The sequence below is a fragment of the Alteromonas lipotrueiana genome (assembly GCF_019249245.1).
Lineage (GTDB): Bacteria > Pseudomonadota > Gammaproteobacteria > Enterobacterales > Alteromonadaceae > Alteromonas > Alteromonas lipotrueiana.
In genome coordinates this window covers 83,362-108,148 of record NZ_JAESDK010000016.1, presented here as the reverse complement: position 1 = coordinate 108,148, position 24,787 = coordinate 83,362, and the positions used below count along the sequence as shown (strand labels likewise).

Below are 24,787 nucleotides of genomic sequence, written 5' to 3'. Positions count from 1 at the left end.
ATGGACGAAGGTCTGCGCTTTGCAATCCGTGAAGGTGGTCGTACTGTAGGTGCTGGTGTTGTTTCTAAGATTATGGACTAATCTGAAACACCATTAGGTATCCAAAAAAGGTCGCGTAAGCGGCCTTTTTTATTGCCTGTAATATGAAGATTTAACTCCCCGCTGCTTAATCAACTTGTATTAAAACGTCGCTCCTGCTTACAACTTTCGCCTTTATTGAGCATTCAGAAGTTCGCCCCCAAAACTTTTAGGCCCCGACCCCAAACTACAACAGTCCTACGCCTAGCCGCCCCTTACTTTAGGTACACATGTCTCAAAACATCCACCCCAATACACATCTTATGTATGCCCAAAACGCAAACTTCGGTATAAAGATAGCTAGCCGGTTGAATGACGGCGATAAATAAGGCGTATCTTTTTATCAGGCGCTGTATTACGGTAGACTTTAGTCTTACTAGTAACGACGCTGGCAGTATCTGCTGGCTATAATGCAGCGTTCAGTCAGGTAACACAAAAGGTGGGTCAGCTGATTCACTATTAGCGAAACACCCTCGATATTCGTTATTGTGGTGCCGGTCAATTATAAACTATAACAACATGTGTCATGTGACCAGGATTACTCTATGCAATCAATTCTAATCGTTTTGCTGGGAATCATCGGTATGATAATTGGGTGGTTTGTCTACTCAAAATTCATTGCCACCCGCATTTTTAAGCTTGATGAAAATTTTCTGACCCCCGCGCACGAACTCAATGATGGTAAAGATTTTGTACCAACTAACAAAGTAGTTTTGTGGGGACATCACTTTACATCGGTCGCAGGGGCTGCGCCCATAGTGGGTCCCGCTATTGCCGTTTACTGGGGCTGGGTGCCCGCCGTGCTATGGGTGGTGTTTGGTACTATTTTGTTTGCAGGCGTCCACGACATGGGGGCACTGTGGGCCAGTAGTCGCCACAAAGGAAAATCGATGGGTGCGCTGTCCGAGTCAGTTATCGGTAAACGTACTCGTTCGTTATTTATGATTGTTATATTTTTGGTACTGCTTATGGTAAACGCAGTATTTGGGGTGGTTATTGCTAATTCGTTTGTGTCGCAACCCACTGCAGTGTTTCCCGCCTGGACAGCGATTGTGGTGGCCTTAATCATTGGCCAGCTACTTAAAAGAAATTTCTCGTTGATACCCATGTGTGTGGTCGGGATTATCGTACTGTATGCCTCTGTTTATGCAGGTACTTATATTCCAATTTCGTTGCCTGAAACCATGTTTGGACTGGCTGACACAGCGAACTGGATTATCATCCTGTTTATTTATGCCGCCATTGCCTCTTTATTACCCGTATGGATGTTGTTGCAACCTCGCGACTTTATCAATGGCATGCAGCTTATTGTGGGCTTACTGTTATTGTACGGGGCGGTGTTTGTCGCCATGCCCGATATTACCGCGCCTGCTTTTAATACCCAAACCGTGGCAGACACGCCAAGTATGATCCCATTATTGTTTGTTACTATTGCCTGCGGTGCGGTCTCTGGTTTTCACGGAATTGTTGCATCGGGTACCAGCTCAAAGCAGCTAAATAAAGAAACCGATGCTCGTTTTGTTGGGTACTTGGGTGCGGTAGGCGAAGGCACATTAGCACTGATTACCATTGTTGCAGTATCGGGCGTTATGATGGCGGCTTCACCTGAAGAGTGGCATGAAGTTTACAGTCACCTTGGGGCCGGAAGCGTTGGTGCATTTATTACTGGCGGTGCTAACCTGATTGCTACCGGGTGGGGACTGCCTGTGGATTTTGCCTCTACTATTTTAGCGGTAATGGTGGTGTTATTTGCCGGTACAACTATGGACTCTGGGGTTCGCTTACAGCGCTATATTATTCAGGAGTGGGGCGACATTTATAACCTGAAAATATTGAAAAATGGCGTAGTTGCTACCCTTGTAGCGGTGGGGACCTGTTTATTACTTGCCTTTGGTGCCGGCGGTGCCTCAGGCAGTGGCGGTATGATAATCTGGCCTTTATTCGGCTCTACGAACCAGATATTAGCCAGCTTAACGTTACTGGTTATCTCGGTAATGCTAATAAAAATGGGGCGCCCGGCGAAATTTACTCTGATACCAATGACATTTGTATTGGTTATGGCCTTTTTTGCTGGCCTGATAAAACTAAAAGAATATTATCTGGCGGAAAACTATTTACTGGTTTTCTTAGACGCAGTGGTTCTGATAGTCAGCGTGTTGGTTATGCTTGAAGCATGGTCAGTCATTTCCCGTTTCAAAAAGTCTCAAACAACATAATAGTGAGTGGCAACGATTTACCGGTTACTTCAGGGCTGTCCGGGACTGAAGTAACCGGTTTTTTCCGACAAATTTAGATATTAACTAATTACCCTTGTAACTGACTCAGGCATCTTCATAATAGATGCTGATTTAAATGGTTGCGGACCAAGGGTGCATGTTTTTATTATTTGTCTATGTGTTTATCGCGTTAGGTTTTTCCTTTTTATGCAGTATTGCAGAAGCGGTAATTCTTAGTGTTTCTTCGGCTTATATTTCGGTGCTTGAAAAAGAAAAGCCACCCGCCGGTAAACTGCTACGCAAACAGACTGAGGATATCAACAGGCCTCTGTCGGCCATCCTTACCCTTAATACCATAGCGCACACTATGGGCGCCGCAGGCGCCGGGGCCCAGGCCGGACTAGTCTTTGGGCAAGCGTATCTGGGGGTTATTTCTGCGGTGCTTACCCTACTTATTTTAGTGTTTTCTGAAATCATTCCTAAAACGCTGGGCGCTACCTTTTGGCGTGCGCTAGCACCAGCCACAGCATACTTTTTAAAATATCTGACAATACTGTTGTATCCGTTCGTCAAAATGTCTGAAATGCTGACCCGAAGCTTTAAAGAAGAAAGTCCGCTACGGGGTCTTAGCCGCAGCGAACTGCATGCTATGACCGAGCTTTCCGGGCAAGAAGGCCAGTTAGCTCAGCAAGAAGCTGCATTAATGCAAAGCTTACTGGGTATGCATGAGCTGAAAGTTAAAGATGCAATGACTCACCGAACAGCGATGTTTTCAATTTGCGAAAATACGACCGTGGAAGAGTTTTTTCATCGCCATGAGAAAATAGAATACTCACGTATTCCGGTTTATGAAGAAGACGACTCAGAAAGCATTTCCGGGTTTGTTCTGCGTTCAGATTTACTGGTAGCACAAGCCAAAGGAGAAGGGCAGCGAACACTCAAAGAATTGAGCATGGCTATGGTAACAGTACTTTCGAGCATGTCATTGCCCAGCATTTTGAATCAATTTTTGCAAAAACGTATACACATGCTGTTAGTGGTTGATGAATACGGCGGACTAGAAGGGATTGTTACCCTTGAAGATCTGCTGGAAAATTTGCTTGGAGTCGACATTATTGATGAAAAAGATACCACAGTAAGTATGCGCAGATTTGCACATATGATGGCACGTCGGCGTGAACGCATGCTAACTAAACATGACGCAAAGCCCGATGATGAAGCTGACCCGGCTAAACCATAGTGAGAGCAAAATACAAATGCCAGCCCTGCTTTAAGGCGGTTTAACGGCGGTTTAGAATTCAGGGCTGTATCTACTTAGCGAAAGTGATTACCCATGAAAGAATCGGCGTTCGCATCAGGTGTATAGCCAGTATATAGGGAGAATGTGGGTTCGATGTCAAACACAAGACTTACCTTTGCAGTAAGCCACCCCTGCCACCGAATAAGATATAAAGCTATTGGCGCGCGCTTTTCAAACTCCGCCCAGGGTGCTTACCAACAAGACCTTGAAAATACAGACTTTGAACATACTTACTGTAGACTTTGCATGTACCATTCGTAATGCTCTATTTATCAGGCATTAATATGACAAAAGCATTTTGGCATACCGGTGCTGTATCACTCAAATAACAGGCTATTGCATGAAAGCATTGGATATTTCTGGTTTGCAGAAAACCTATAAAGGAGGCGTTCAGGCTCTTAAAGGTTTAGACCTCCAGGTTAACGAAGGCGATTTTTTTGCGCTTTTAGGCCCTAATGGGGCAGGTAAATCTACCACGATAGGTATCATCAGTTCACTGATAAACCCAAGTGCCGGAGACGTATCGGTATTTGGCTATGACCTGGAACAGCAAAAAGAATCTGCCAAAGCCTGCATTGGGTTGGTACCGCAAGAATTTAATTTCAATCAATTTGAAACTGTTTTACAAATTGTACTGAACCAGGCTGGTTATTACGGGGTACCGCGGGCAATAGCCAAAGATCGCGCTAAAAAGTACCTTACGCAGCTTGATTTGTGGGAAAAACGCGACGCAAGGGCCCGAGAGCTTTCAGGAGGCATGAAACGCCGGTTAATGATTGCCCGGGCATTAATGCACGAACCTAAGCTGCTGATTCTGGACGAGCCTACTGCGGGCGTTGACATTGAAATTCGTCGGTCGATGTGGACGTTTCTAAAAGAGATTAACGAGCAGGGCATAACAATTATTCTTACCACCCATTATCTTGAAGAAGCCGAAATGCTGTGTCGTAATATCGCCATTATTGATAAGGGGATTATTGTTGAGCACACTACGATGCGGGCCTTGCTGTCGAAGCTGAATATTGAAACCTTTATTCTGGATCTGGCTGACTCAGATAAAACACCTGAGCTTACTGGTTTTGAACATCGTCTTGTCGACAACCATACGCTAGAGGTTGATGTTGAGAAACAAGAAGGGTTAAACCCGGTGTTTAGTCAGTTAACAGAGCAAGGCTTTCAGGTATTAAGTATGCGGAACAAAGCGAACCGTTTAGAAGAGCTCTTTGTTCGGTTGGTTGAATCGGGGCGTAACCGGCAAGAGGATGCTGCAAATGCATAAACAAAATAACTGGGTAGCGTTAAATACTATCTGGATAAAAGAATGTACCCGCTTTTTAAGAATTTGGGTGCAAACACTGGTACCTCCGGCTATCACCATGAGCCTGTATTTTGTCATCTTTGGTAATATTATCGGTGAAAGAATTGGTGAAATGGCCGGTGTGCCCTACATGGAGTTTATTGTACCCGGGCTCATTATGATGTCGGTCATTACCAACTCCTATTCAAATGTTTGTTCTTCTTTTTTCAGTGCCAAATTTCAGCGTAATATTGAAGAGCTGATGGTCGCGCCGGTGCCCACCAGTGTGGTTATTGCCGGGTATGTTGGTGGTGGCGTAGCCAGGGCGCTTTTGATAGGCATTATTGTAACGCTGGTTTCATTATTGTTTGTTGATACGCAGATATTCAGTATTTTCACTATAGCCATTGTGGTACTGCTTACCGCTATTTTGTTTTCGCTGGCTGGATTAATTAATGCAATTTTTGCTAAGAGCTTTGACGATATCAGCATTGTTCCTACTTTTGTTTTGACCCCGCTCACGTACCTTGGCGGCGTATTTTATGACCTGGACAAACTGCCTGATTTGTGGAAAACCATCAGTATGGCCAACCCTATTGTTTATATGATTGACGGATTCCGTTATGGGTTTTTAGGTCATTCTGCAGACGGCGTTGTTACCTCATTAATCTTGTTGGTCGGCTTTAACATTGTACTGTTTGGTATAGCTTATTATCTGCTTAAAACCGGTAAGGGGATACGTAGCTAAATGAGCGAATCTGTCAATCAGGTAAACAGTATTTCTACCACCCAAACTACTGTTCATGAAAAACTGGATGCGTTGGTACAGCGGTATCAAAAGGCTGAAAATTTACGCCCGGTGAGCGAACATACGCGGGCGGCTTTTGATCAGGCGAATCAATGGCTGGGCAACTGGAGTGGCGATATTATTATCGACTCGTGCTGCGGTGTCGGAGAAAGCACTGCCCGGCTGGGCGCGGCTAATTCTCAGGCTAAAGTTATTGGGCTGGATAAGTCTCAGGCGCGGCTTGATAAACATGCGCATTATGCAGGTGAAAGTGAAAACTACGCCGTATTTCGCGCGGATGTTATTGATTTTTGGAGACTGATTCGCCAGCATCAGTGGCGTATACAGCAGCATTATTTGTTGTACCCTAATCCTTATCCAAAACCGTCGCAGGTTCAAAAACGCTGGCATGGCAGTGCTGCCTTCGCTGATCTAATGGCTATGACCCCCAATATAACCGTTCGCAGTAACTGGCTGGTGTATTTGCTCGAGTTTGCTCAGGCGACCAAACATTACGGGGTAACGGGCAATGTTCAGCAAGTAAGTGACAATGAAGCATTCACTCCCTTTGAGCGCAAATATTTAGCCAGCGGCCAAACCTGCTGGGAGCTGGTCTGCCGCGCCGAGGAAGAAAGTTAATCGGGGAGCGTTGGTTTAGGGCTGCTAAACACAAAGCCCTGGGCATAATCTATGGGTAATTGGTGAACAATTTCCAGAATCTCTAAGTCTTCAACCTGTTCGGCCACCACAGCAATATCGCGGTCACGGGCTTGCTCACACACATAACTAATATACTCCTGAACCGCTGAGGTGGTGTGGTAATGCCGTAGCAACCCTCCATCCAGCTTCATCCCCTTTATCGGCAAGTCTAACAGCCTTTTGATATTGCCCGGTACACGACCTACTTTATCTACAAATACGTTTATTCCAAGGGGCGTGACTTTTTTTATAAACTCATTCATTTGGGATAGATCATGAATAGCAGACTGTGCACTGACTTCAACGCAGATGCGTGTCGGGTCGCAATAAGAGTCTATGTGCTGGGAGAAAAATGTGATCAGCGCCGGATTATGCACATCGGCCATATCCAGGTTAATATTCCAGTTAAGATTTTTATTGGCAAAAAAAGCAGAGCACTGGGCAAACATCGTTTCAGTCAGCTGCTGTACATAGTTATGCCGTTCAACTAAATACAAAAACTCATTGGGTAAATAGACTTTCTCGGGTTCGGGTATCAGGCGGGCAAGACATTCATAGCGCCACACCCGATCGGTGCGTAAAGCAACAATAGGCTGAAAATAGGGGACAATGTCTTCCAGCCGAAAAGGGTCGGTGATTTCTCGTATCGGCATGTTTTATTTCCTTTTTATCACCTCCTCAATATAGCAGAGCTACCGCCAAAGCCAATGTAAGATATAACAAACCTTTTATTTTGTTAAAAAACGGGCGCAATACGCGTGTATATTCGCCATTAATTGTGTGCGATACATCACATATCTTGTATCTGTGCGGTATTATGGGTAAAGTTTCGCTCCTTTGTAATTATTTTGCTAACAACTTAGCAATAGTGACAAATCAGTTCCGGCTTGCGGTCATATTAACTGCCTGCAGCGCAGCACAGCGGGTGCCTGAGGTCTTTAGCGTTTAGAGGTGTGTTTAGTAGTGAGTGAAGCTCAGGTCAGTCTTAAGCACTTGTTTCGGGTATTTACCAAACCGGAGCACAAAGACTCAAAATTAGCGCAGATAGAACAACACTTATCCGACAATATTATGGATTTTTTGTCACAGCATGTGGTGACAAAAAAGACCTCGCTAGAAGAAATTGAGAAAGATTTTTCGCTGGCCAGTGTGCCCGAATCTCCCGAGTTTGTTTCAACTCATGCCGAATCCCTGCTAGAAAAGCTGGTTGCGCACTCGGTTAACACCTATTCGCCTACCTTCATTGGCCACATGACATCAGCGCTGCCTTATTTTCACCTGCCCCTGGCTAAGTTGTTGGTGGGGTTGAACCAAAACCTGGTGAAAATAGAAACGTCCAAAGCGTTTACCCCCCTGGAACGACAGGTTTTAGGAATGATGCATAATCTTATTTATGATGAACCCGAAGCCTTTTATACCAAACATTTGCACAGTGCCCGCCATGCATTAGGCGCGTTTTGTTCAGGCGGAACCATTGCTAATATTACTGCATTATGGGTTGCGCGCAACAAACTACTGGGCCCTCAACCCGGTTTTAGCGGGGTAGCAAAAGCCGGTTTAGCGGCGGCCTATCGTCATTACGATATCAATAACCTTGGGGTTATTTGTTCAAAGCGCGGCCATTATTCATTATCAAAAGCGGTGGATGCATTAGGATTAGGCCGTGAGCAACTTTTAACGCTTCCTTGTCCGGCGCAAACTCTGCGGCCTGAAGATGCGCTTAAAGCCGGCCTTGAATATCAACAACAGGGCAATAAAGTTCTGGCGATTGTAGGTATTGGCGGCACCACAGAGACCGGCCATGTCGATCCTTTAGACGAACTTGCCGATGTTGCCAAAGAGTTGGGGTGCTGGTTTCATGTGGATGCCGCCTGGGGTGGCGCCACGTTGTTCTCATCTACCAACCGGACCAAGTTAAAGGGCGTCCATCGTGCAGATTCGGTAACCATGGATGCCCACAAACAGATGTATGTTCCAATGGGCGCGGGTATGGCCATATTTCGTAACCCTGAAGACGCGAATTCGGTGCGCCACCATGCTCAGTATATTCTGCGGGAAGGCTCAAAAGATTTGGGCGCCACTACATTAGAAGGCTCTCGTAACGGTATGGCAATGATGGTGTATTCCACATTGCATATTCTGGGTCGGCGTGGGTATGAGCTTATCATTGATCAAAATATCGAAAAAGCACAAACCTTCGCTGCCATGATTCAGCGGCACGACATGTTTATGCTGACCACCGCGCCCACGTTATCGCTGTTAACTTACCGGGTTTGTCCTACTAGTGTGCAGAATGCTTTTGATGTCGCCACCCCGGCACAATGCCGTCAGCTGAACCAAAATTTAGACCGGTTGGTGGTGGCGGTCCAAAAAGCTCAGCGCGAGGCGGGTAAATCGTTTGTATCCAGAACACGTCTTGAATGTGCCGAGCTGGGCGGACAGGCTATTACTGTGTTTCGGGTGGTGCTGGCTAACCCACTCACCACCGAACAAGATCTAAAGAATATTTTAGAAGAGCAGACAATTATTGCCCGAAAAATGCGTTTGTGGAAAGAGTTGGACGACAATGCACGTGAAATATTAAGTCACAGTGGTTAACGCTCAACCTATGCTTCGGGCCGGGTGACGGTCAGGTTATCAATAAGACGCACATTGCCTAAAAAGGCTGCGACCAAAACGACCAGCTGATTATCCATATCGCCGACAGGCTCAAGGGTATCAGCATGACGAATTTCTATATAGTCGGGCTTAAAACCGGCCTGGGCAAGTACCGCCGTATATTTTTCGATAAGCACGCTTAAAGGCTGGCGGTCATTTTGTAAGTCTGTTTTCAAATTCAGCAAGCAGGCATAAAGTTTCGGCGCTATTTGACGCTGCTCTTCGGTTAAATAACCATTTCGTGAACTTAGCGCCAGGCCATCTTCGGCGCGTTGAGTAGGAATACCCTGAATATCGATATCAATCGATAAATCCGCCGCCATAAGCCGAATGACCTGCAATTGTTGATAATCTTTTTGCCCAAAAAATGCGCGATCAGGCTGAACCATATTAAACAACTTACTGACCACGGTGGCTACCCCCCGAAAATGCCCGGGTCGACTGTTTCCACAAATCATGTCTGAAATACCGGGCACCTGAACAAAAGTTTGTTCATCTAAGCCGCGAGGATACATCTCGGCTACCGAGGGTAAAAACAACACATCGGTGTGATGCCTGTCTAGCTGAGCTTTGTCTTCATCAATTGTTCGGGGGTAAGTGTCTAAATCTTCATTTTTACCGAATTGCAGAGGGTTCACAAAGATTGAGGCGACCACGATATCGCATTGCTCACGCGCGGCCGATATCAAAGTTAAATGCCCCGCGTGTAAGTTGCCCATAGTGGGGACGAAACCCACGGTTTTACCCTCACGGTGCCATTGCCTGCGTAAAGTACGTAACTCGTTGATGGATTCGACTGTGTTCATGAACTTACTCAAAGCTGTGTTCCGGGCCAGGAAATTCTCCGGATTTTACCTGTTTTATGTATTGCTCAACCGCCCGATGCAGATTGCCGGTTTCGGCGAGATAATTTTTTGAAAATTTAGGCATATAGTTGGCACTCACGCCTAACATATCGTGCATCACCAAAATTTGGCCATCGGTGCCATTACCTGCCCCAATACCAATTACCGGAATGCTGAGTTGCCCAGCTATTTGACGACCCAGGCTGCTAGGAACACATTCCAATACCAATAATTGGACGCCCGCTTGTTCAAGTGCCTTGGCATCGTTGACCAGCTGTTGTGCTTTGTTTGCTTCGCGGCCCTGAATTTTAAAGCCGCCTAATACATGCACCGACTGAGGGGTTAAACCAATGTGCGCACATACCGGAACACTGCGCTCAACTAAACCTTCAATGGTAGAGCATAGCCACTGTCCACCTTCCAGTTTAACCATACTGGCACCGGCAGCCATGAGCACAGCCGCATTTTGATAAGCGTTTTCGGGGGTGGCATAAGACATAAAGGGCATATCTGCCAACACAAACGCGCGTTCCGTGCCCTTACGCACCGCCCGGGTATGATAAGCAATATCCTCAACGGTGACATTCAGGGTATCGTCCTGACCTTGTAGCACCATGCCCAAAGAATCACCCACAAGCATGGCATCTACACCTGCTTCGTCAAACACCTTGGCAAAGCTGGCATCGTAGGCTGTTAAAGAGGTAATCTTTTCACCTCTTTGTTTTTTTGCCAGTAATGTTGAAATAGTGATTTTTTTCATAACTCACCACACCTGATAAATGCGTTAAAGGGCGAACTATACGGATTTTAGCGCTGATTGGAAGGGCGCAAACGGCGTAAACCTTCAAGGGAGCATTTTGCCACCCAGGCGGCCAGCGGTTTGCCATCGGGCATGATCATTGTCGGCGCGATTTCAAATAAAGGAACCAGCACAAATTCGCGTTCAGATAACCCGCTATGAGGCACTGTAAGCTCGGCGCTATCAAACTGTTGATTGCCAAACAGCAAAATGTCTAAATCCAGCGTACGCGGACCCCAACGTTCGGCTTTGCGCTGGCGGCCGTGATTTAACTCAATGGTTTGCAGCTGGTGCAAAAACGACAACGCCGGCATAGTGGTTTCAAGCAGGGCCACCGCATTAACAAAGTCGGGCTGATCTTTAGGCCCCATCGGCGAGCTGGCATATAAGCTTGATTGTTTAAGCAACCGCGTATCAGGCAACGCGTTCATAGCAGTTAGCGCACAATGAAGCGTTTGTGCGGAGTCTCCCTGATTACTGCCTAAACCTACATAGACGTGCTCATTGTGCATCGCTGGACCCTTTAGCCGGGTCGGCTCGGCGCCGGCGGCGTTTAGGTTTACTGCTACTGCCTTCTTTTTGTCGCAAAGACGTTAGCATTTTCTTTTGCAAGCCTGGCTCGCCGTGCTGAAACTGAGTCCACCAGTCGGTAAGCTCCAGTAATTTTCCACCTTCGGTTTCACCTCTGACCTGTAAAAAGTCATAGGCGGCGCGAAACTTAGGATGACTGAGCATCTGATAAGCGCGGCGTCCAAACCGGCGTGGTAAGCGATGCTGAAGCATCCAGATATCGCGTATTACGGTCGAAAAACGCTTAGGAATCATAATGCGCTGGGTTTGCCGATGCAAAATATCGCCCGCGGCAATATTAAACGCATCGTGCGGGCTCAGTCCTGCTTCAGCCTGAAGCTTTTGAGCATGTTCTTCAAGGGGATACCACAAAAAGGCAGCGTACAAAAACGCCGGGGTGACCCGCATGCCACTGTTTACCCTATCATCGGTATTAGCCAGAACGGTGAGTACGAATTGCATTTCTTTACTGACCGGGTCGGCCAGTAGCGGGGTAAGTTGCGGAAACAATGGCTCTAATAGTCCGTAGTCATGCAGCGCAACAAAGGTGTCTTTGCCCTGACCAGATAAAAACAGCTTAAGCGTTTCTTCAAACAAGCGTGCCGGCGGGATATTTGCTAATAAATGAGCCAGAGGCTTAAGCGGATCAGCGGTACCCGGAGCAATCTTCATATTCAGCTTGACCGCAAATCGAACGGCGCGCAACATTCGAACCGGGTCTTCGCGGTAACGTACCTCAGGGTTGCCAATAAGCTCTACCTGTCTTTGCTCAATGGCCTGCCGGCCATTAGCAAAGTCGGTAACGCTAAAGTCGGCTACGCTGTAGTACATCGCATTAAACGTAAAGTCGCGTCTCTCGGCATCTTCTGCTATCGAACCAAAGACATTGTCTCGCAGTAGCTGGCCGTGCTCACTGGCCTTTCCTAAAGAGTTTGCGTTGTCGGCGGCTGGATCGTGATGCCCTCGAAACGTCGCAACTTCAATAATTTCGCGTCCAAACACAATATGCGCTAATCGAAAACGGCGCCCGATAAGTCTGCAATTTTTGAACAAACCTTTGATTTGTTCAGGCGTGGCATTGGTAACTACGTCAAAATCTTTAGGCAACAACCCCAGCATCAGATCGCGTACACACCCCCCAACCAGGTAGGCCTCAAAGCCCGCATTGTTGAGTCGGTAAAGTACCTTTAAAGCATTATCAGAGATATTTTCTCGCGAAATGCCATGCTCAGCTCTGGGAATGACATGTCCCTCGACTGTGGCTTCACTACTGTCTGATTTGCTAAAAACCCGCTTAACGGTATCAAACATGCGCGTAATAATAATAATATCTCCGAAGTTAACTAATCTTTATAAAAGGCTGACTGCTGTTTATCAACAATAATCTCGCTGACTTTAGGCAGGGTTTCACATTTAAAGTGTTTGGTTGCCCAATTTAGTATTTTATCACAACTGGCACCATGAAGCGTATCAGGAACGTAAAGATGTAAAAATTTTAGTGCCTGAACTAAGTTTTGTTTAGCATTATGTGGGTCAATTGCGGTCGCTTTGTTCTGTTTGCTTAATTTGTAGCCCGGCTCGGTGGCAGCCACCGGAATATGTGCATACGTAGGTGGGGGCGCATTTAACAATTGATATAAGCTAAGATGCGCCAGAGTGGTGGGTAACAAATCGCTACCACGAACAATGTGCGTGACGCCCTGTTTTATATCATCTGCCACTACCGCCAGATTATAGGCATAATGCCCGTCCCGCCGGCGCAGTACCATATCTTCTGTTGCACAATCACTGCCCGCCTGTTGTGGCCCTTGTATACGGTCATTGAAAGACAGAACCGGCGTATCAAGTTTTATTCTCACAGCAGCACCGGCCGGCCCATGTTTCGCATTCCGGCAGTTACAAGCAGACCCCCCGCCTTGCTGACGAATCATTTTGCGGGTGCAGGTACAGTAGTAAGCAAGCTGGCGCGAAAAAAATGTGTTAATTAACGTCTGATAATAATCATCACACGCAGATTGATAACGTACGGGTTCGTCCCACTGCAAACCATGAGCGTGTAAGCAGTCTAAAATTGCCTTATCTGCATTTTTTATGCTGCGCTGACGATCAACATCTTCAATACGGACAAACCAATGGCCTGAATGGACACGGGCATCTAAATAACTGGCTAAAGCAGCAACCAGAGAGCCAAAGTGAAGCGGACCAGTAGGGGAAGGGGCGAAACGGCCTGTATAAGTTGAAGCGGGTACTGTTTGCATAACATCCATCAGGGTGCCCCTGACAAAGGGCGGCCACGGTGAAATTCACCATGGCCGTCATGAACTACAGGGGAGGTTAGCCTTGCAGTTGTTTTTCTTTGATTTCGGCCATCGTTTTGCAATCGATACATAAGTCGGCAGTAGGTCGGGCTTCTAATCGGCGAATACCAATTTCGATACCGCACTGATCACAAAAACCAAAATCATCTTCTTCGATACGCTTTAGCGTTTTTTCAATTTTTTTGATCAGCTTGCGCTCACGGTCGCGTGTGCGCAATTCTAAACTGAATTCTTCTTCCTGAGCGGCTCTGTCTACCGGGTCGGGAAAGTTGGCAGCTTCGTCCTTCATGTGCGTAACCGTGCGGTCAACTTCTTGACGAAGCTGGTCGCGCCAGGCTTTCAGTAGCAGACGAAAATGTTCAGTCTGCGGTTCATTCATGTACTCTTCATCAGGCTTAGGCTGGTACGGCTGCAGCCCGGCTAATGCTAAAAGTCCTAGCGATTTTGTTTCTTTTCCTGTTGGCATGTGCCACATCTCCTACACAACGACACCCACGATGTACCAAAAAACCGATTATCTATAACAAATATCCCGGCGTTGGGCAATCGAAGTATCAAAGTAACCTTTTCTACTGATGCCTTGGCACAGTTCCAAAACACCACGTTTGCAACCCTTCAAATACGTTGCAAAGGTAAAAGCAAGGCGCAAATATGGCGACATACCCAAAAAAATCAACCTATATTTTACAAATTTACTGGGAGGGTTTGATTTATCTCCAGTTTTTGTTGATTTATCAAACAGCCAAATGCCACTACCTTTACCCCGTGTTGTCGCGCTTCCTTTACGGCGAGAGCATAGAGAGGATCAATATCCTGTGCAATTCTTACCTCATGAATGCCAGTATGCTGAACACAAAATGCCAGGGTAGCAGGAATACCTTGCTGAACAAGTTCGCTCAGTTCTTTGCAATGGCGGGTGCCCCGCGCCGTCACTGCATCGGGAAAATATCCGATACGGTTGCGGGCAAGCGTTACCGACTTAACTTCCATATAGTGTAGCTCATTTGCCATAGACAACTGAAAGTCAAAGCGACTTTTACTGCCGGGGGGCGTAACCTCCCGCTTTACAGCCTCAACCTGATTAAATTGGGTCAGGGTCTTGTTATTTAGTGCTTCTGCTACCAACTTATTAGCCATATGGGTATTGATACCAATAAAGTTGCCGTCGAAGTCCTGGGCAAGCTCCCAGGTGTAGCGTAATTTTCGTTTAGGGTTGTCAGACTCACTTAAGTAGACGGTAAACCCGGGCTCGGCACACCCCGTCATGGCGCCGGTATTCGGACAGTGCGCAATAACGGTTTCGCCATCAGGCAGTTCTATGTCGGCAAGAAACCTTTTATAACGGCGAATAAGCTTTCCGCGAAGCAGTGACGTAGTAAATTCCATCAGATTACGTTGCAATAAATTTTGACTAGTGTAACAACCAAAAAAGGAATTGTTATGACAGATTTTAATGTCTCTTTATCACATGAACCTGCTGCTAAGCAGTGGGGCGAGAACGCACCATTAAGTATGAACGACAATGGCGCCACCATTCATTTGTCTGATTCAACAGACGAGCAGCGCTCTATCGCAGTAGCAGCCAGAACTCTGGACAACCTGAATATTAAACAGGTACGTCTTCAGGGCGACTGGTCGTTTGACCAGCAATGGACCTTTGCTATGAGCTACACCCGGGCACGTAATCCGGGCCGAATAGACTGGGCCGAGTCTGAAGATAAATCAAACCTTGAAAATCATTATGCGGCGATGTGCTTTACCCGCAAATTAGTGAATGATACCCCTGAAGATTTAAGCCCCGAAAATCTGGCATCACGCGCCGCAGACTGGTTAAAAGAGCTCGGTGGCGACAAAGTATCTGTGTCAATGACCACCGGTGAAGCGCTTAAAGATGCGGGCTGGGTAGGTATTTACAATGTGGGTCGTGGGAGCGAACGGCCACCGGTATTATTAGAAGTAGACTATAACCCGACAGGCGATCCCCAGGCACCGGTTGATGCGGTATTGGTAGGCAAGGGCATCACCTTTGATAGCGGCGGTTACTCAATTAAGTCAAGTGAAGGAATGCTTGATATGAAATGCGATATGGGCGGCGCCGCCACGGTAACGGGCGCTCTTGGGCTGGCCATAACATCGGGTCTTAAAAAACGTGTCACGTTATTACTTTGCTGTGCAGAAAACCTCATTAGTGGCCATGCTTATAAGCTGGGCGATGTTATCACTTATAAAAATGGGGTATCAGTAGAGGTAGTAAATACCGATGCAGAAGGCCGTCTGGTTCTGGCTGATGGTTTACTGCGTGCTGAAGAGCTTGAAGCCCCGTTAATTATTGATGCGGCTACTTTGACCGGCGCAGCGATGGTCGCATTAGGTAAAGATTATCATGCTGTATTTACAATGGATGATGAGGCACGCCAGAAAATGCTGGATGCTGCTGTTCAGGAAAACGAAAAATTCTGGCCTCTGCCACTTGAACCCTTTCACAAAAATCGCTGCCCAAGTGCTTTTGCAGACACCGCGAACAGTGTCGCCCAAAAAGGCGGCGGGGGCGGTGGTGCTTCAAATGCAGCCGGCTTTTTAGCACGTTTTGTAAATCCTGAGGGTAAAGGTTGGGTGCATCTTGACTTAGCGGCGGCTTATCAGGGACGTGGCAGTGCCGAGCTGCCGGTGGGTGCGACCGCTAAAGGTATCCGCTCTATTGCGCGCATGCTGCACAATTATTGATACATGCTGCACAGTTATTGATAATGAAAGACGGATATTGATAAACAATAACGGGTAACGCGAGAGACCCGATAAATTTAACATTAAAGACCTCCAGTAATCGGGGGTCTTTTTGTTTGTAAACCCACGCGCCCAGTCGCGGGTAAAACTGATGCTCTTTGGTTATCGGAGCTTAATTGCTATTGTCATCAAATGGGTAGTATGAACCCTAGTATCGTATGGCTGTTTTATATTTTAGTACGCACTTTGCTTCGCTTTACAATACGGCGCTTAATTGCGCATCCAGCTTTACAATGTTCGACCATCGCTGTTTTGGTGATAGTAAAAACACCAGGTAAATGCGACAATTTACCTGTTTGATTTTCAGCAAAAAAATAACAAAGGTGCCGTATTACAGGTGCCAGATTAATCACCGGTATATTTTACCTAAGACAGAGGACATGCGTTTATGGATACCTGGTCGGCAGCCGTTATGCTTTTTCTTATCATGGATCCGTTAGGTAACCTGCCCATTTTTATGTCTGTACTTAAGTCTATTGAGCCTAAACGTCGACGTATTATCCTGATCCGTGAATTGCTGTTAGCCCTGGTTATTTTGTTTGTATTTTTGTTTAGCGGACAAGCAGTACTCGATTTTTTAAATGTTCGCCAGGAAAGCGTCAGTATTGCCGGTGGAATCATACTATTCTTAATTGCGGTAAAAATGATTTTTCCGCAGTCGGGAAATCCGTTAGGACTGGCCGTTGGCGAAGAGCCTTTTTTGGTGCCGCTGGCTATTCCTTTAATTGCCGGCCCCTCTACGTTAGCTGCGTTAATATTACTGTCTAATCAAAATCCAGACCGAATGGTAGACTGGTCAATGGCGCTGGGCGTCTCCTGGTTTATTACCGCCCTTATTTTGCTATTCTCAAGTAGCTTTCATCGCTTGTTAGGCGAGCGCGGGCTGATTGCAATGGAACGCCTTATGGGAATGATCCTGGTCATGATTGCGATTCAGATGTTTTTAGATGGCATAGCACTTTATTTTTCTCACACTTCGGAAATTTTTGAATAATGCAATCAAAACTCAATACATTTGCTCGTGTTCGCGAACTGAGCGACTGGAAAGCCATTGCCTTTGGCGCGGCGTTAGTTGAACGAATGCTGCCTAATTATCAGTTATTTTGTGAAACCAGCGGTTTTGACGACGAAGGAGTAAATCGAAAATGTCTGGATTTAATCTGGGAATGGCTGCGCACACCTCGCAGTAAAATTAACTTTGGAGTGCACTTAGAGCGCGTTGAAGAAGCCACACCGGATATTCAGGATCATGATTTTTATGGCGTTTACCCGGCGATAGACGCGGCCATCGCTTTAGGCGCTTTAGTTAATCTGGTTTTAAAGCAAGATGAACAGGGTGCGGTAGTGGTAAGCAAACTGTCACAGGGGTCGGTAGAAGCTTTTTTATTACTTACCGAAGAGGCCAATGATGACACCGTAAAGCAGCACCCACTTATGCAGTTTGAAGTAGACACTCAACACGAATTGCTGAATGAGCTGCAAACTTTGGTGAGAAAACCAGAAGCGCTGAATGCTTATAAAGCACTGGCACTTGAAGCTGGAATTTCAAACATTGGTTTAGAAATTTAGTCAGTTACCTGGGCTTTTATAAGGGCGAAAGTAAGCTGCGACGACGTTTTTTGTTTAAGTACCTGAAAACCTTCGGGCAACCCCGGAAAGGACATATTTGCTTCTTGCTCAATATAGATTAGTCCGTTAGGTTTTAACAGATGGTGCTGTGCGATACTATCTAGAGCGGGTTGCACCAGGTTATGGTGAAACGGTGGGTCGACAAAAATAATATCGTAGGTCGATGTACATGCGCTCAGAAAGTTAAAAGCATCGCCTTTAAAAACCTGTCCGGTGGCGTTTAAAGATTGCAGATTGCTGGCGAGTTGCCGCGCTGCAGTCTGATCTTTTTCGAAAAAGTCACAGCTAGATGCATAGCGCGATAATGCCTCAATACCTAATGCACCAGAGCCTGCAAAAACATCAAGACACCGGGCGGTTTGGACATAAGGCATCAGCCAGTTAAACAGGGTTTCTTTATTACGGTCAGTGGTGGGGCGCAAGCCTTGTAAGTCAGTGACCGGGAGTTTTCTGCCGCGCCACTGGCCGGCTATGACCCGTACCTGACCACTACGGGCCGAAGAGGGGGCTTTAGAAGCTCGCTTCATAATGGTTAACAATGATATTATAACGACTGGTAATAGCTGGTCAGTTTAGCCGAATTTATACTGAATTAATAAGGGTTTGTCCGCACAATGTCGAAACTTTTTGGGTGGTTCCGTAAGAACAAGAAAGCTGAAGAAAAACAGCCAGAGCCTGTTGAACAAAACACCGCTTCACCAGCACAGGACACAGAACAAACTACACAGGTTGACGAAATCACCTCAGAGGTGGTCGCCGATCAGTTAGACAGTTCGCATGAAGAAGTGAGTGAAACGTTAGAGCAGGTGATTGAAAAATCAGAAGAAAAAACTGACGCCACGGTTGCATCCAGTGAAAGTGCTTCTCATACTGATAAGCCAGAGCCAGAGCCAGAGCCAGAGCCAGAGCCAGAGCCAGAGCCAGAGCCAGAGCCAGAGCCAGAGCCAGAGCCAGTTCCGGCACCGACGGCCGAAAAGCCGCAAAAGCGCTCGTTGTTTGGCCGGCTTAAAGAAAGCCTGACGCGCACCCGTACAAATCTTGGAACAGGATTCGTAAGCCTGTTTAAAGGTAAAGCCATTGATGATGAGCTTTACGAAGATTTAGAAACCCAATTGCTGGTGGCCGATGTAGGCATGAACACCACCTCTACTATCATCAATAACCTGACCGCGCGGGCCAAACGCAAGCAACTTAAAGATGCAGAAGCGCTACTTGATATATTAAAGGAGCAAATGCGCGGCATGCTAAAAGGTGTCGAGCAGCCATTGTCTGATGTAATGAACCAACATGACTCGGCTAACGGTCCCTTTGTTATATTGATGGTAGGGGTTAACGGTGTGGGTAAAACCACTACTATTGGTAAAATGGCCAAGCAATTTCAGCAAGACGGTAAAAAAGTTATGCTGGCGGCAGGGGATACCTTTCGGGCCGCTGCGGTAGAGCAACTTCAGGTATGGGGAGAACGTAACAGTATTCCGGTCATCTCTCAGCCTACCGGTTCTGACAGCGCATCCGTTCTTTACGATGCTTTAGAGTCTGCAAAATCAAGAAAAATGGACGTGCTTATTGCTGATACGGCCGGACGTTTGCAAAATAAAGACAATCTGATGGAAGAGTTGAAAAAAGTGGTGCGGGTAATGAAAAAAATCAATCCCGATGCCCCCCATGAGGTCATGCTGACCATCGACGCCGGCACCGGCCAAAACGCTATCAGTCAGGCTAAGCTTTTTAATCAGGCGGTCAATTTATCGGGCATTGCGTTAACCAAACTTGATGGTACTGCAAAAGGCGGGGTTATTTTTTCAGTCGCCGACCAGTTTAACATTCCCATTCGTTATATTGGGGTGGGTGAAAGTATTGATGACTTACGCACTTTTGATGGTGACGAATTTATTGACGCCTTATTCAGTGAAACAGAAGGGCGCGGTAAGTAACCGGCTGTCAGCCAGGGGCAAGGGTAACCAGGTAGTATTATGATTAAATTCGAACAGGTCAGTAAAACCTACCCTGGCGGGCAGCGGGCACTCAGCAAAGTTAATTTTCATATAGCGCCGGGCGAGATGGCGTTTTTAACCGGGCATTCCGGGGCAGGAAAAAGCACGCTTCTTAAGCTCATTAGTATTATGGAACGCCCTACGGTAGGCCGGGTGATGATAAACGGCCATGACCTGAATGTTATCAAGCGTCGCCAAATAGCCTATATTCGCCGCGATATCGGCATGATTTTCCAAAGTCACCAATTGTTAATGGGCAAAACGGTATTTGATAATGTAGCCCTTCCCCTGATAATCGAAGGTTATACCCACAAAGAGACCTCGCGCCGGGTTCATGCTGCATTAGACATGGTGGGTTTGCGTGATAAAGCCCGTGACATTCCTATTATGCTTTCAGGCGGAGAGCAACAACGCGTAGGCATAGCCCGGGCGGTGGTTAACAAACCTCCTCTGCTGCTTGCTGATGAGCCTACCGGTAACCTTGACCCTAAACTTTCGATGGAAATTGTCCGATTGTTTGAAGATTTTAATCAAGCAGGGGTCTCGGTGCTGATTGCAACGCACGATTTGGGTCTTATCGCTCGTATGAAGTACCGCACGCTGACACTAAAAGATGGCCGTATGATCACCGATGGGTTGTCAGATGACTTGCAGGAGAACGCACGATGAGCTTGCTGTTTAAGGGGCGTCCGCAAGGGGCGAGTGATACGCGGGTCGGGCTTTGGCAAATGTTGTCAATGCTGGTGATTTCTCATATTCGCCAGGCCCTGGGAAGCTTAGGCGAATTGTGGCGTCAGCCAGCAGCATCATTGATGACCATTGGAGTATTAGGCTTAAGTATCACGCTGCCCAGCACATTGTATATTTTGGTTAAAAACACCGAAAAAATCAGCGCCGGGTGGGAACAAGCGTCAGAAATATCATTATTTTTGAAACAGCAAACCAATGCGGGAAGCGCGCAGCAGCTTATTACCAGAGTGAAAACCTGGCCTGAAGTTGATAAGGTCACGTTTATTCCTGCAGATGACGCGTTAAAAGAATTTCAGCAACTGTCTGGGCTAGGTGACGCAATGGCGTATCTGAAAGCCAACCCTTTACCCGACGTTGTATTAGTCACCCCAGGCGAAAAGCATGTTTCACCGCAGGCTGCCAGAGCGCTGCTAGATAAACTCACATCTCAGCGCGAGGTAGATGTTGGCAAACTTGATGTAGAGTGGCTAGAGCGCTTGTATGCGGTGCTTAATATAGCGCGGGAACTGGTCACCCTTATCGGCGGGTTGTTGTTTATCTCGGTGGTATTGATTATTGGCAATACCATCAGGCTCAATATTTTAAGCAAACGCGACGAAATACTGGTAATGAAACTGGTGGGAGCGACCGATGCGTTTATCCACCGGCCCTTTTTGTACACCGGCTTTTGGTATGGTCTGTTGGGCGGGCTAATCGCATGGTTTGCGGTGATCATTATTTTGTGGTGGATGGACAGCAGTATTCAGGCTTTTGCCAGCCTGTATCAAAAGCAGTTCAATATAACTGGGTTAACCGGCACAGCATTGTTAACCATGCTCGGGGTTTCAATACTATTGGGACTGGTAGGGTCATTGATTTCAGTACAACGCCATGTGCGTGAAATTGAGCCGCGCTAGGGTTTATATCGAGGGCAGCTGAAGCTTACTTTTCGGTGCGGTTGAAGATTAATGCTGTAGGCTACCGGCCCTGTGGAGTATCTGCGAGCTTACGCTTGAGCCGGCTATTTAGCGCGTGAAGCGGGGAAGTACGAGGACAGTGTGCTTCTGACACTGTTGCCCCAGACAATGGCCTGATTGTAAAGACTATGCAGTTGTTTCTGGTCAATATCCAATGCCTTCGACTGCTTTATTACATTTAGCCACAAGGCACTTTCAAAAGCCCGAACCAGCATCAGGTAGTGATTAAACTCGGTCGATTTTCCTAATAAAGCATCGTTTACCTCATCTACCAGAGGCAACTGTTTTAAAATACCGGGCATGTCCTGATCCAGCAGCGCGTCCAACAACGAAAACAACCCAATCAAAAACCCTACTGGCGGGTTGGTTTTTTGCCTACGCTGCTGTGCCAGCAAATCAAAAAACTTAGCTCTTACCAGAGACATGTGAATAATCTCTAGCGGCTTCTCGTCACCCAAATGGGTTAACGACAACAACGCAATAAACTTCTTAATCTCTACTTCACCCATATAATTTAACGCATGTCTAAGTGAAGAGATTTCGTGACGCTTGTTGATGATAGGATTGTTGATAAAGCGCAGTAACAGGTAACTTAAAGCCGGGTCCCGCTCAATAATTTGATTGATACGATTTATGTTAAAATCTTCTGCTGAGCTTTCACCCATCAGGTCAATCAGGTTCATTTTAGAAGCAGGCAGTTGCCGGGAAATTCTGGCTTCGGGTTGCGCAAAGAAGTAACCCTGAAATAAATCAAAACCTAGCTCAAGACATTGCGTAAAGGCATCGTGAGTTTCTACATTTTCGGCAATAAGTTTGACATTGGCATCAGTGAAACGAGGCAATCGCTGAGTGATATGTTCGGCTCTGATTTTACCGACATCCACTTTTACAATATCAAGCAGGGGCAAAATATCACTTTGGCTGCTCAACATCATGGGATCGTCCAGGGCAATCTGGTACCCCAGTTGCTTTATATGCGCACACGCTTCAATAAGTCCCGACCCCCGGCCAGGGCTTTCTGATAACTCTACAACTACAGTACTGGGGTCCAGGCTGGTCGGGAAGCGGCTAATCAGCGTTTCAGAACTAAAGTTAATAAACGATTTCTTTTGGGCACTGATATCATCAAGACCCAAAGGGTTGAATCGTTGAGCGATGGTGACAGCGTTAGGAGAAGGCGTATCTGGAAAGCACCCACCCTTACCATCACGAAACAATAGTTCGTAGGCAAACACATCCTTTTGGCAGTCCAGAATAGGCTGGCGGGCTATAAAGGCAAACATTCCAATTTTCATCCTACGCTAATTCGCGATTAAAAATGCAGCGAACATATATTGTTACAACAATGAGGCACTGTACCTTACCGTCCCCTAGCAATCCAGCGTAATAACTAACCGACAGACCTTATTAGTAAATTTAATCAAACTTAGGTGTAGCGTGTAGGTTAGCGGTAAAAATCACGATGTTTGTTAATGCAGGTTTTTATTTTATAAGGATAAAAGGTATGTCTGTGAGTACTCAATGCTACAAACATGCCTGGGGTTGGGTAATATTCAATTTTTGATAAAAATTTCGGTTAATCAGAATTTATAAAGTAACGCTAACCCAACTGATAGCCGATACCAATACCTGACATTGGTTGAATGGATGGGGCCGTTTTTTACCACTATGACGATAATGGCTTATTAAATGTACACATTACACGTGAATAAATAGCTAAAGAATGGTTTTGCACGGTAAGGTAATTTATAACGTCGCAGTACAGCACTCGGGTTAATACACGCCGTATAATCGGATTTTAAGTAATATAAATAGGTGCTTAGGTTTACAGTTTCAATGGTGAAATAGGAATATATCTACTCTTAAGCAGAGTGACCCTGGGTGTTTTCAAGTCATGGCACAGGGTTTGCGTGTTATTCAGGTAGCACGTAAGATCGTAGATCTGTATCTGGCCTGAGATAAATGAAGTTGAAAAGTATCGGGCAACCATTGCCACTATTATCGTTTCGATCTACACGTTATTGCACTAACAAAGAAGATTATTATCATTTTTAGGAACTTTTTTAATAATTTTTGGGTCTTGTTTCTTGTTAATTTGAAAAGAAGCCCCTACATTGCAATACGGCGAATGTCAGGTTCGCAAATTGGCATTGGAGTTGGTACAATGGTGTGCTTAACTAACTGAGGTGATTATGAGCAAGACAATGCAATCAATGGCACTTTCTGTTCCTCACAATGGTAGCATCGAAGGCTACGTTCAGGCGGTCAGTTCAATAGATATGCTGACAGCAGAAGAGGAACGTTCTTTGGCGTTGAAACTTCGTGAAGATGAAGATTTAGAGTCAGCGCGTAAGCTGGTTATGTCTCATCTACGCTTTGTTGTGCATATCGCTAAATCCTACTCGGGTTATGGTTTACCACAGGCTGATCTTATCCAAGAGGGTAATATTGGCTTGATGAAAGCGGTTAAGCGCTTCGACCCCTCGGTCGGCGTTCGGTTGGTTTCGTTTGCAGTCCACTGGATTAAAGCTGAAATACACGAGTTCGTTCTGAAAAACTGGCGTATTGTTAAAGTGGCTACAACCAAAGCTCAGCGCAAGTTGTTCTTCAATTTACGTAAAGCTAAAAAGCGTTTAGGTTGGTTTACGCATGCAGAAGTGCAGAAAGTTGCAGAGGAGCTGGGTGTCAGCACCAAAGAGGTACTGCAAATGGAAGCACGTATGAGTAGTCAGGATCAGGCGTTTGATTTAAGCGCGGATGATGATGAAAACGGCAGTTTTGCACCGGTACAGTTTTTGGAAGACAAAACCACGGATGTGGAAACCGATGTGATTAATCAGGACTGGGATTCTAATGCGAATCGGCGTTTACATTCAGCGATTAAAACTCTGGACGAGCGCAGTCAGGATATCATCGAAACTCGCTGGCTTGCCGACAATAAGATAACTCTGCAAGACTTAGCAGACAAATATCAAGTGTCCGCTGAGCGGGTTCGTCAGATTGAAAAGAATGCAATGAAGAAGCTTCAAAATGCCATGGTAGTCTAACCCTGGTACAGCAAGCATCTTTCAAAAAGCGCCTGTAGGCGCTTTTTTTGTAGCTAAGTT

At 46.2% G+C, this 24,787-nt stretch carries 24 protein-coding genes; 14 read left to right on the top strand and 10 right to left on the bottom strand.

From position 1 onward, the window contains the following. The 6 genes from JK130_RS11840 to trmB all read left to right on the top strand — a co-directional run. Positions 1 to 81: EF-Tu C-terminal domain-related protein (locus JK130_RS11840; protein ID WP_218354539.1), on the top strand; the 81-nt coding region annotated here is incomplete at its 5' end. A gap of 542 nt (positions 82 to 623) precedes the next feature. Next, entirely contained in the window at positions 624 to 2,294 is a 1,671-nt protein-coding gene (locus JK130_RS11835; RefSeq protein WP_218354532.1) for a carbon starvation CstA family protein, read from the top strand. A gap of 157 nt (positions 2,295 to 2,451) precedes the next feature. Continuing rightward, positions 2,452 to 3,534 carry a CNNM domain-containing protein gene (locus JK130_RS11830; protein ID WP_218354531.1) on the top strand — a complete coding sequence of 361 codons (1,083 nt, stop codon included), beginning with the start codon at positions 2,452 to 2,454 and terminating at the stop codon, positions 3,532 to 3,534. Positions 3,535 to 3,934: 400 nt separating this feature from the next. After that, the gene (locus JK130_RS11825; RefSeq protein WP_218354530.1) at positions 3,935 to 4,873 is read left to right on the top strand and encodes an ABC transporter ATP-binding protein; all 939 of its coding nucleotides are present in this window, start codon (positions 3,935 to 3,937) and stop codon (positions 4,871 to 4,873) included. Continuing rightward, on the top strand, positions 4,866 to 5,639 hold the full coding sequence (locus JK130_RS11820; protein ID WP_218354529.1) for an ABC transporter permease: 774 nt from the start codon (positions 4,866 to 4,868) through the stop codon (positions 5,637 to 5,639). Before JK130_RS11825 ends, JK130_RS11820 begins: the two co-directional genes overlap by 8 nt. Beyond that, positions 5,640 to 6,317 (top strand): tRNA (guanine(46)-N(7))-methyltransferase TrmB, encoded by a 678-nt coding sequence (gene trmB / locus JK130_RS11815; protein WP_218354528.1) that lies wholly within the window; start codon positions 5,640 to 5,642, stop codon positions 6,315 to 6,317. It begins immediately after the preceding gene. Here trmB and JK130_RS11810 read toward each other — a convergent pair. Further along, positions 6,314 to 7,030: an EAL domain-containing protein gene (locus JK130_RS11810; RefSeq protein WP_218354527.1), complete on the bottom strand. Its 717-nt coding sequence runs from the start codon at positions 7,028 to 7,030 to the stop codon at positions 6,314 to 6,316. The two genes, trmB and JK130_RS11810, sit on opposite strands and share 4 nt — an antisense overlap. Before the next feature lie 310 nt (positions 7,031 to 7,340). Here JK130_RS11810 and panP point away from each other — a divergent pair, with 310 nt between their 5' ends. Continuing rightward, the gene (panP, locus tag JK130_RS11805; protein WP_218354526.1) at positions 7,341 to 8,975 is read left to right on the top strand and encodes a pyridoxal-dependent aspartate 1-decarboxylase PanP; all 1,635 of its coding nucleotides are present in this window, start codon (positions 7,341 to 7,343) and stop codon (positions 8,973 to 8,975) included. Between the two features lie 8 nt (positions 8,976 to 8,983). Here the strand turns inward: panP and panC are convergent, their stop codons facing one another. From panC to sfsA, 7 genes are all read right to left on the bottom strand, one after another. Then, a complete protein-coding gene (gene panC, locus JK130_RS11800; protein WP_218354525.1) occupies positions 8,984 to 9,841 on the bottom strand; it encodes a pantoate--beta-alanine ligase in 858 nt (285 codons plus the stop codon). A gap of 4 nt (positions 9,842 to 9,845) precedes the next feature. After that, a complete protein-coding gene (panB, locus tag JK130_RS11795; RefSeq protein ID WP_218354524.1) occupies positions 9,846 to 10,640 on the bottom strand; it encodes a 3-methyl-2-oxobutanoate hydroxymethyltransferase in 795 nt (264 codons plus the stop codon). Between the two features lie 47 nt (positions 10,641 to 10,687). After that, a complete protein-coding gene (gene folK / locus JK130_RS11790; protein ID WP_218354523.1) occupies positions 10,688 to 11,191 on the bottom strand; it encodes a 2-amino-4-hydroxy-6-hydroxymethyldihydropteridine diphosphokinase in 504 nt (167 codons plus the stop codon). Then, positions 11,181 to 12,491, bottom strand: coding sequence for a polynucleotide adenylyltransferase PcnB (gene pcnB, locus JK130_RS11785; RefSeq protein ID WP_218354538.1), 1,311 nt, complete (start codon positions 12,489 to 12,491; stop codon positions 11,181 to 11,183). Before pcnB ends, folK begins: the two co-directional genes overlap by 11 nt. A gap of 101 nt (positions 12,492 to 12,592) precedes the next feature. Next, positions 12,593 to 13,516 carry a tRNA glutamyl-Q(34) synthetase GluQRS gene (gluQRS, locus tag JK130_RS11780; RefSeq protein ID WP_246587782.1) on the bottom strand — a complete coding sequence of 308 codons (924 nt, stop codon included), beginning with the start codon at positions 13,514 to 13,516 and terminating at the stop codon, positions 12,593 to 12,595. A 67-nt stretch (positions 13,517 to 13,583) separates the two neighbouring features. Then, complete coding sequence (gene dksA, locus JK130_RS11775) at positions 13,584 to 14,033, bottom strand: RNA polymerase-binding protein DksA (protein WP_218354522.1); 450 nt, start codon at positions 14,031 to 14,033, stop codon at positions 13,584 to 13,586. A 218-nt stretch (positions 14,034 to 14,251) separates the two neighbouring features. Continuing rightward, positions 14,252 to 14,953, bottom strand: coding sequence for a DNA/RNA nuclease SfsA (gene sfsA, locus JK130_RS11770; protein WP_218354521.1), 702 nt, complete (start codon positions 14,951 to 14,953; stop codon positions 14,252 to 14,254). Positions 14,954 to 15,007: 54 nt separating this feature from the next. On the opposite strand from sfsA, the gene pepB reads away from it, so the two are divergent. The 3 genes from pepB to JK130_RS11755 all read left to right on the top strand — a co-directional run bounded on the left by pepB (position 15,008) and on the right by JK130_RS11755 (position 17,920). Beyond that, positions 15,008 to 16,291: an aminopeptidase PepB gene (gene pepB / locus JK130_RS11765; RefSeq protein WP_218354520.1), complete on the top strand. Its 1,284-nt coding sequence runs from the start codon at positions 15,008 to 15,010 to the stop codon at positions 16,289 to 16,291. A gap of 448 nt (positions 16,292 to 16,739) precedes the next feature. Continuing rightward, on the top strand, positions 16,740 to 17,345 hold the full coding sequence (locus tag JK130_RS11760) for a YhgN family NAAT transporter (RefSeq protein ID WP_218354519.1): 606 nt from the start codon (positions 16,740 to 16,742) through the stop codon (positions 17,343 to 17,345). Then, complete coding sequence (locus JK130_RS11755; RefSeq protein ID WP_218354536.1) at positions 17,342 to 17,920, top strand: YjaG family protein; 579 nt, start codon at positions 17,342 to 17,344, stop codon at positions 17,918 to 17,920. Before JK130_RS11760 ends, JK130_RS11755 begins: the two co-directional genes overlap by 4 nt. On the opposite strand, the gene rsmD is transcribed toward JK130_RS11755, so the two are convergent. Next, a complete protein-coding gene (gene rsmD / locus JK130_RS11750) occupies positions 17,917 to 18,507 on the bottom strand; it encodes a 16S rRNA (guanine(966)-N(2))-methyltransferase RsmD (RefSeq protein WP_218354518.1) in 591 nt (196 codons plus the stop codon). The genes JK130_RS11755 and rsmD overlap by 4 nt on opposite strands. 87 nt (positions 18,508 to 18,594) lie before the next feature. Between rsmD and ftsY the strand changes: the two genes are divergently transcribed. From ftsY to ftsX, 3 genes are read left to right on the top strand one after another with little or no spacing between them, the layout of a single operon-like run. Then, a complete protein-coding gene (ftsY, locus tag JK130_RS11745) occupies positions 18,595 to 19,914 on the top strand; it encodes a signal recognition particle-docking protein FtsY (RefSeq protein ID WP_218354517.1) in 1,320 nt (439 codons plus the stop codon). 39 nt (positions 19,915 to 19,953) lie between these two features. Continuing rightward, complete coding sequence (ftsE, locus tag JK130_RS11740; protein WP_218354516.1) at positions 19,954 to 20,643, top strand: cell division ATP-binding protein FtsE; 690 nt, start codon at positions 19,954 to 19,956, stop codon at positions 20,641 to 20,643. Further along, a complete protein-coding gene (gene ftsX, locus JK130_RS11735) occupies positions 20,640 to 21,620 on the top strand; it encodes a permease-like cell division protein FtsX (RefSeq protein WP_218354515.1) in 981 nt (326 codons plus the stop codon). The genes ftsE and ftsX overlap by 4 nt, the downstream gene beginning before the upstream one ends. A gap of 104 nt (positions 21,621 to 21,724) precedes the next feature. On the opposite strand, the gene JK130_RS11730 is transcribed toward ftsX, so the two are convergent. Next, the gene (locus JK130_RS11730) at positions 21,725 to 22,963 is read right to left on the bottom strand and encodes an EAL and HDOD domain-containing protein (RefSeq protein WP_218354514.1); all 1,239 of its coding nucleotides are present in this window, start codon (positions 22,961 to 22,963) and stop codon (positions 21,725 to 21,727) included. 909 nt (positions 22,964 to 23,872) lie between these two features. Here JK130_RS11730 and rpoH point away from each other — a divergent pair. After that, positions 23,873 to 24,727 (top strand): RNA polymerase sigma factor RpoH, encoded by an 855-nt coding sequence (gene rpoH, locus JK130_RS11725; RefSeq protein WP_218354513.1) that lies wholly within the window; start codon positions 23,873 to 23,875, stop codon positions 24,725 to 24,727. Positions 24,728 to 24,787 lie beyond the last annotated feature (60 nt).

Excerpts from the sequence above, each read along its gene's own strand:
- dksA (WP_218354522.1), bottom strand. The coding sequence starts at position 14,033 with ATGCCAACAGGAAAAGAAACAAAATCGCTAGGACTTTTAGCATTAGCC.
- sfsA (WP_218354521.1), bottom strand. The coding sequence starts at position 14,953 with ATGGAATTTACTACGTCACTGCTTCGCGGAAAGCTTATTCGCCGTTAT.
- trmB (WP_218354528.1), top strand. The coding sequence starts at position 5,640 with ATGAGCGAATCTGTCAATCAGGTAAACAGTATTTCTACCACCCAAACT.
- panC (WP_218354525.1), bottom strand. The coding sequence starts at position 9,841 with ATGAACACAGTCGAATCCATCAACGAGTTACGTACTTTACGCAGGCAA.
- JK130_RS11820 (WP_218354529.1), top strand. The coding sequence starts at position 4,866 with ATGCATAAACAAAATAACTGGGTAGCGTTAAATACTATCTGGATAAAA.
- pepB (WP_218354520.1), top strand. The coding sequence starts at position 15,008 with ATGACAGATTTTAATGTCTCTTTATCACATGAACCTGCTGCTAAGCAG.
- JK130_RS11760 (WP_218354519.1), top strand. The coding sequence starts at position 16,740 with ATGGATACCTGGTCGGCAGCCGTTATGCTTTTTCTTATCATGGATCCG.
- gluQRS (WP_246587782.1), bottom strand. The coding sequence starts at position 13,516 with ATGGATGTTATGCAAACAGTACCCGCTTCAACTTATACAGGCCGTTTC.
- JK130_RS11810 (WP_218354527.1), bottom strand. The coding sequence starts at position 7,030 with ATGCCGATACGAGAAATCACCGACCCTTTTCGGCTGGAAGACATTGTC.
- JK130_RS11830 (WP_218354531.1), top strand. The coding sequence starts at position 2,452 with ATGTTTTTATTATTTGTCTATGTGTTTATCGCGTTAGGTTTTTCCTTT.
- JK130_RS11835 (WP_218354532.1), top strand. The coding sequence starts at position 624 with ATGCAATCAATTCTAATCGTTTTGCTGGGAATCATCGGTATGATAATT.
- ftsX (WP_218354515.1), top strand. The coding sequence starts at position 20,640 with ATGAGCTTGCTGTTTAAGGGGCGTCCGCAAGGGGCGAGTGATACGCGG.
- ftsE (WP_218354516.1), top strand. The coding sequence starts at position 19,954 with ATGATTAAATTCGAACAGGTCAGTAAAACCTACCCTGGCGGGCAGCGG.
- rpoH (WP_218354513.1), top strand. The coding sequence starts at position 23,873 with ATGAGCAAGACAATGCAATCAATGGCACTTTCTGTTCCTCACAATGGT.
- rsmD (WP_218354518.1), bottom strand. The coding sequence starts at position 18,507 with ATGAAGCGAGCTTCTAAAGCCCCCTCTTCGGCCCGTAGTGGTCAGGTA.
- JK130_RS11730 (WP_218354514.1), bottom strand. The coding sequence starts at position 22,963 with ATGTTTGCCTTTATAGCCCGCCAGCCTATTCTGGACTGCCAAAAGGAT.
- ftsY (WP_218354517.1), top strand. The coding sequence starts at position 18,595 with ATGTCGAAACTTTTTGGGTGGTTCCGTAAGAACAAGAAAGCTGAAGAA.
- panB (WP_218354524.1), bottom strand. The coding sequence starts at position 10,640 with ATGAAAAAAATCACTATTTCAACATTACTGGCAAAAAAACAAAGAGGT.
- JK130_RS11825 (WP_218354530.1), top strand. The coding sequence starts at position 3,935 with ATGAAAGCATTGGATATTTCTGGTTTGCAGAAAACCTATAAAGGAGGC.
- folK (WP_218354523.1), bottom strand. The coding sequence starts at position 11,191 with ATGCACAATGAGCACGTCTATGTAGGTTTAGGCAGTAATCAGGGAGAC.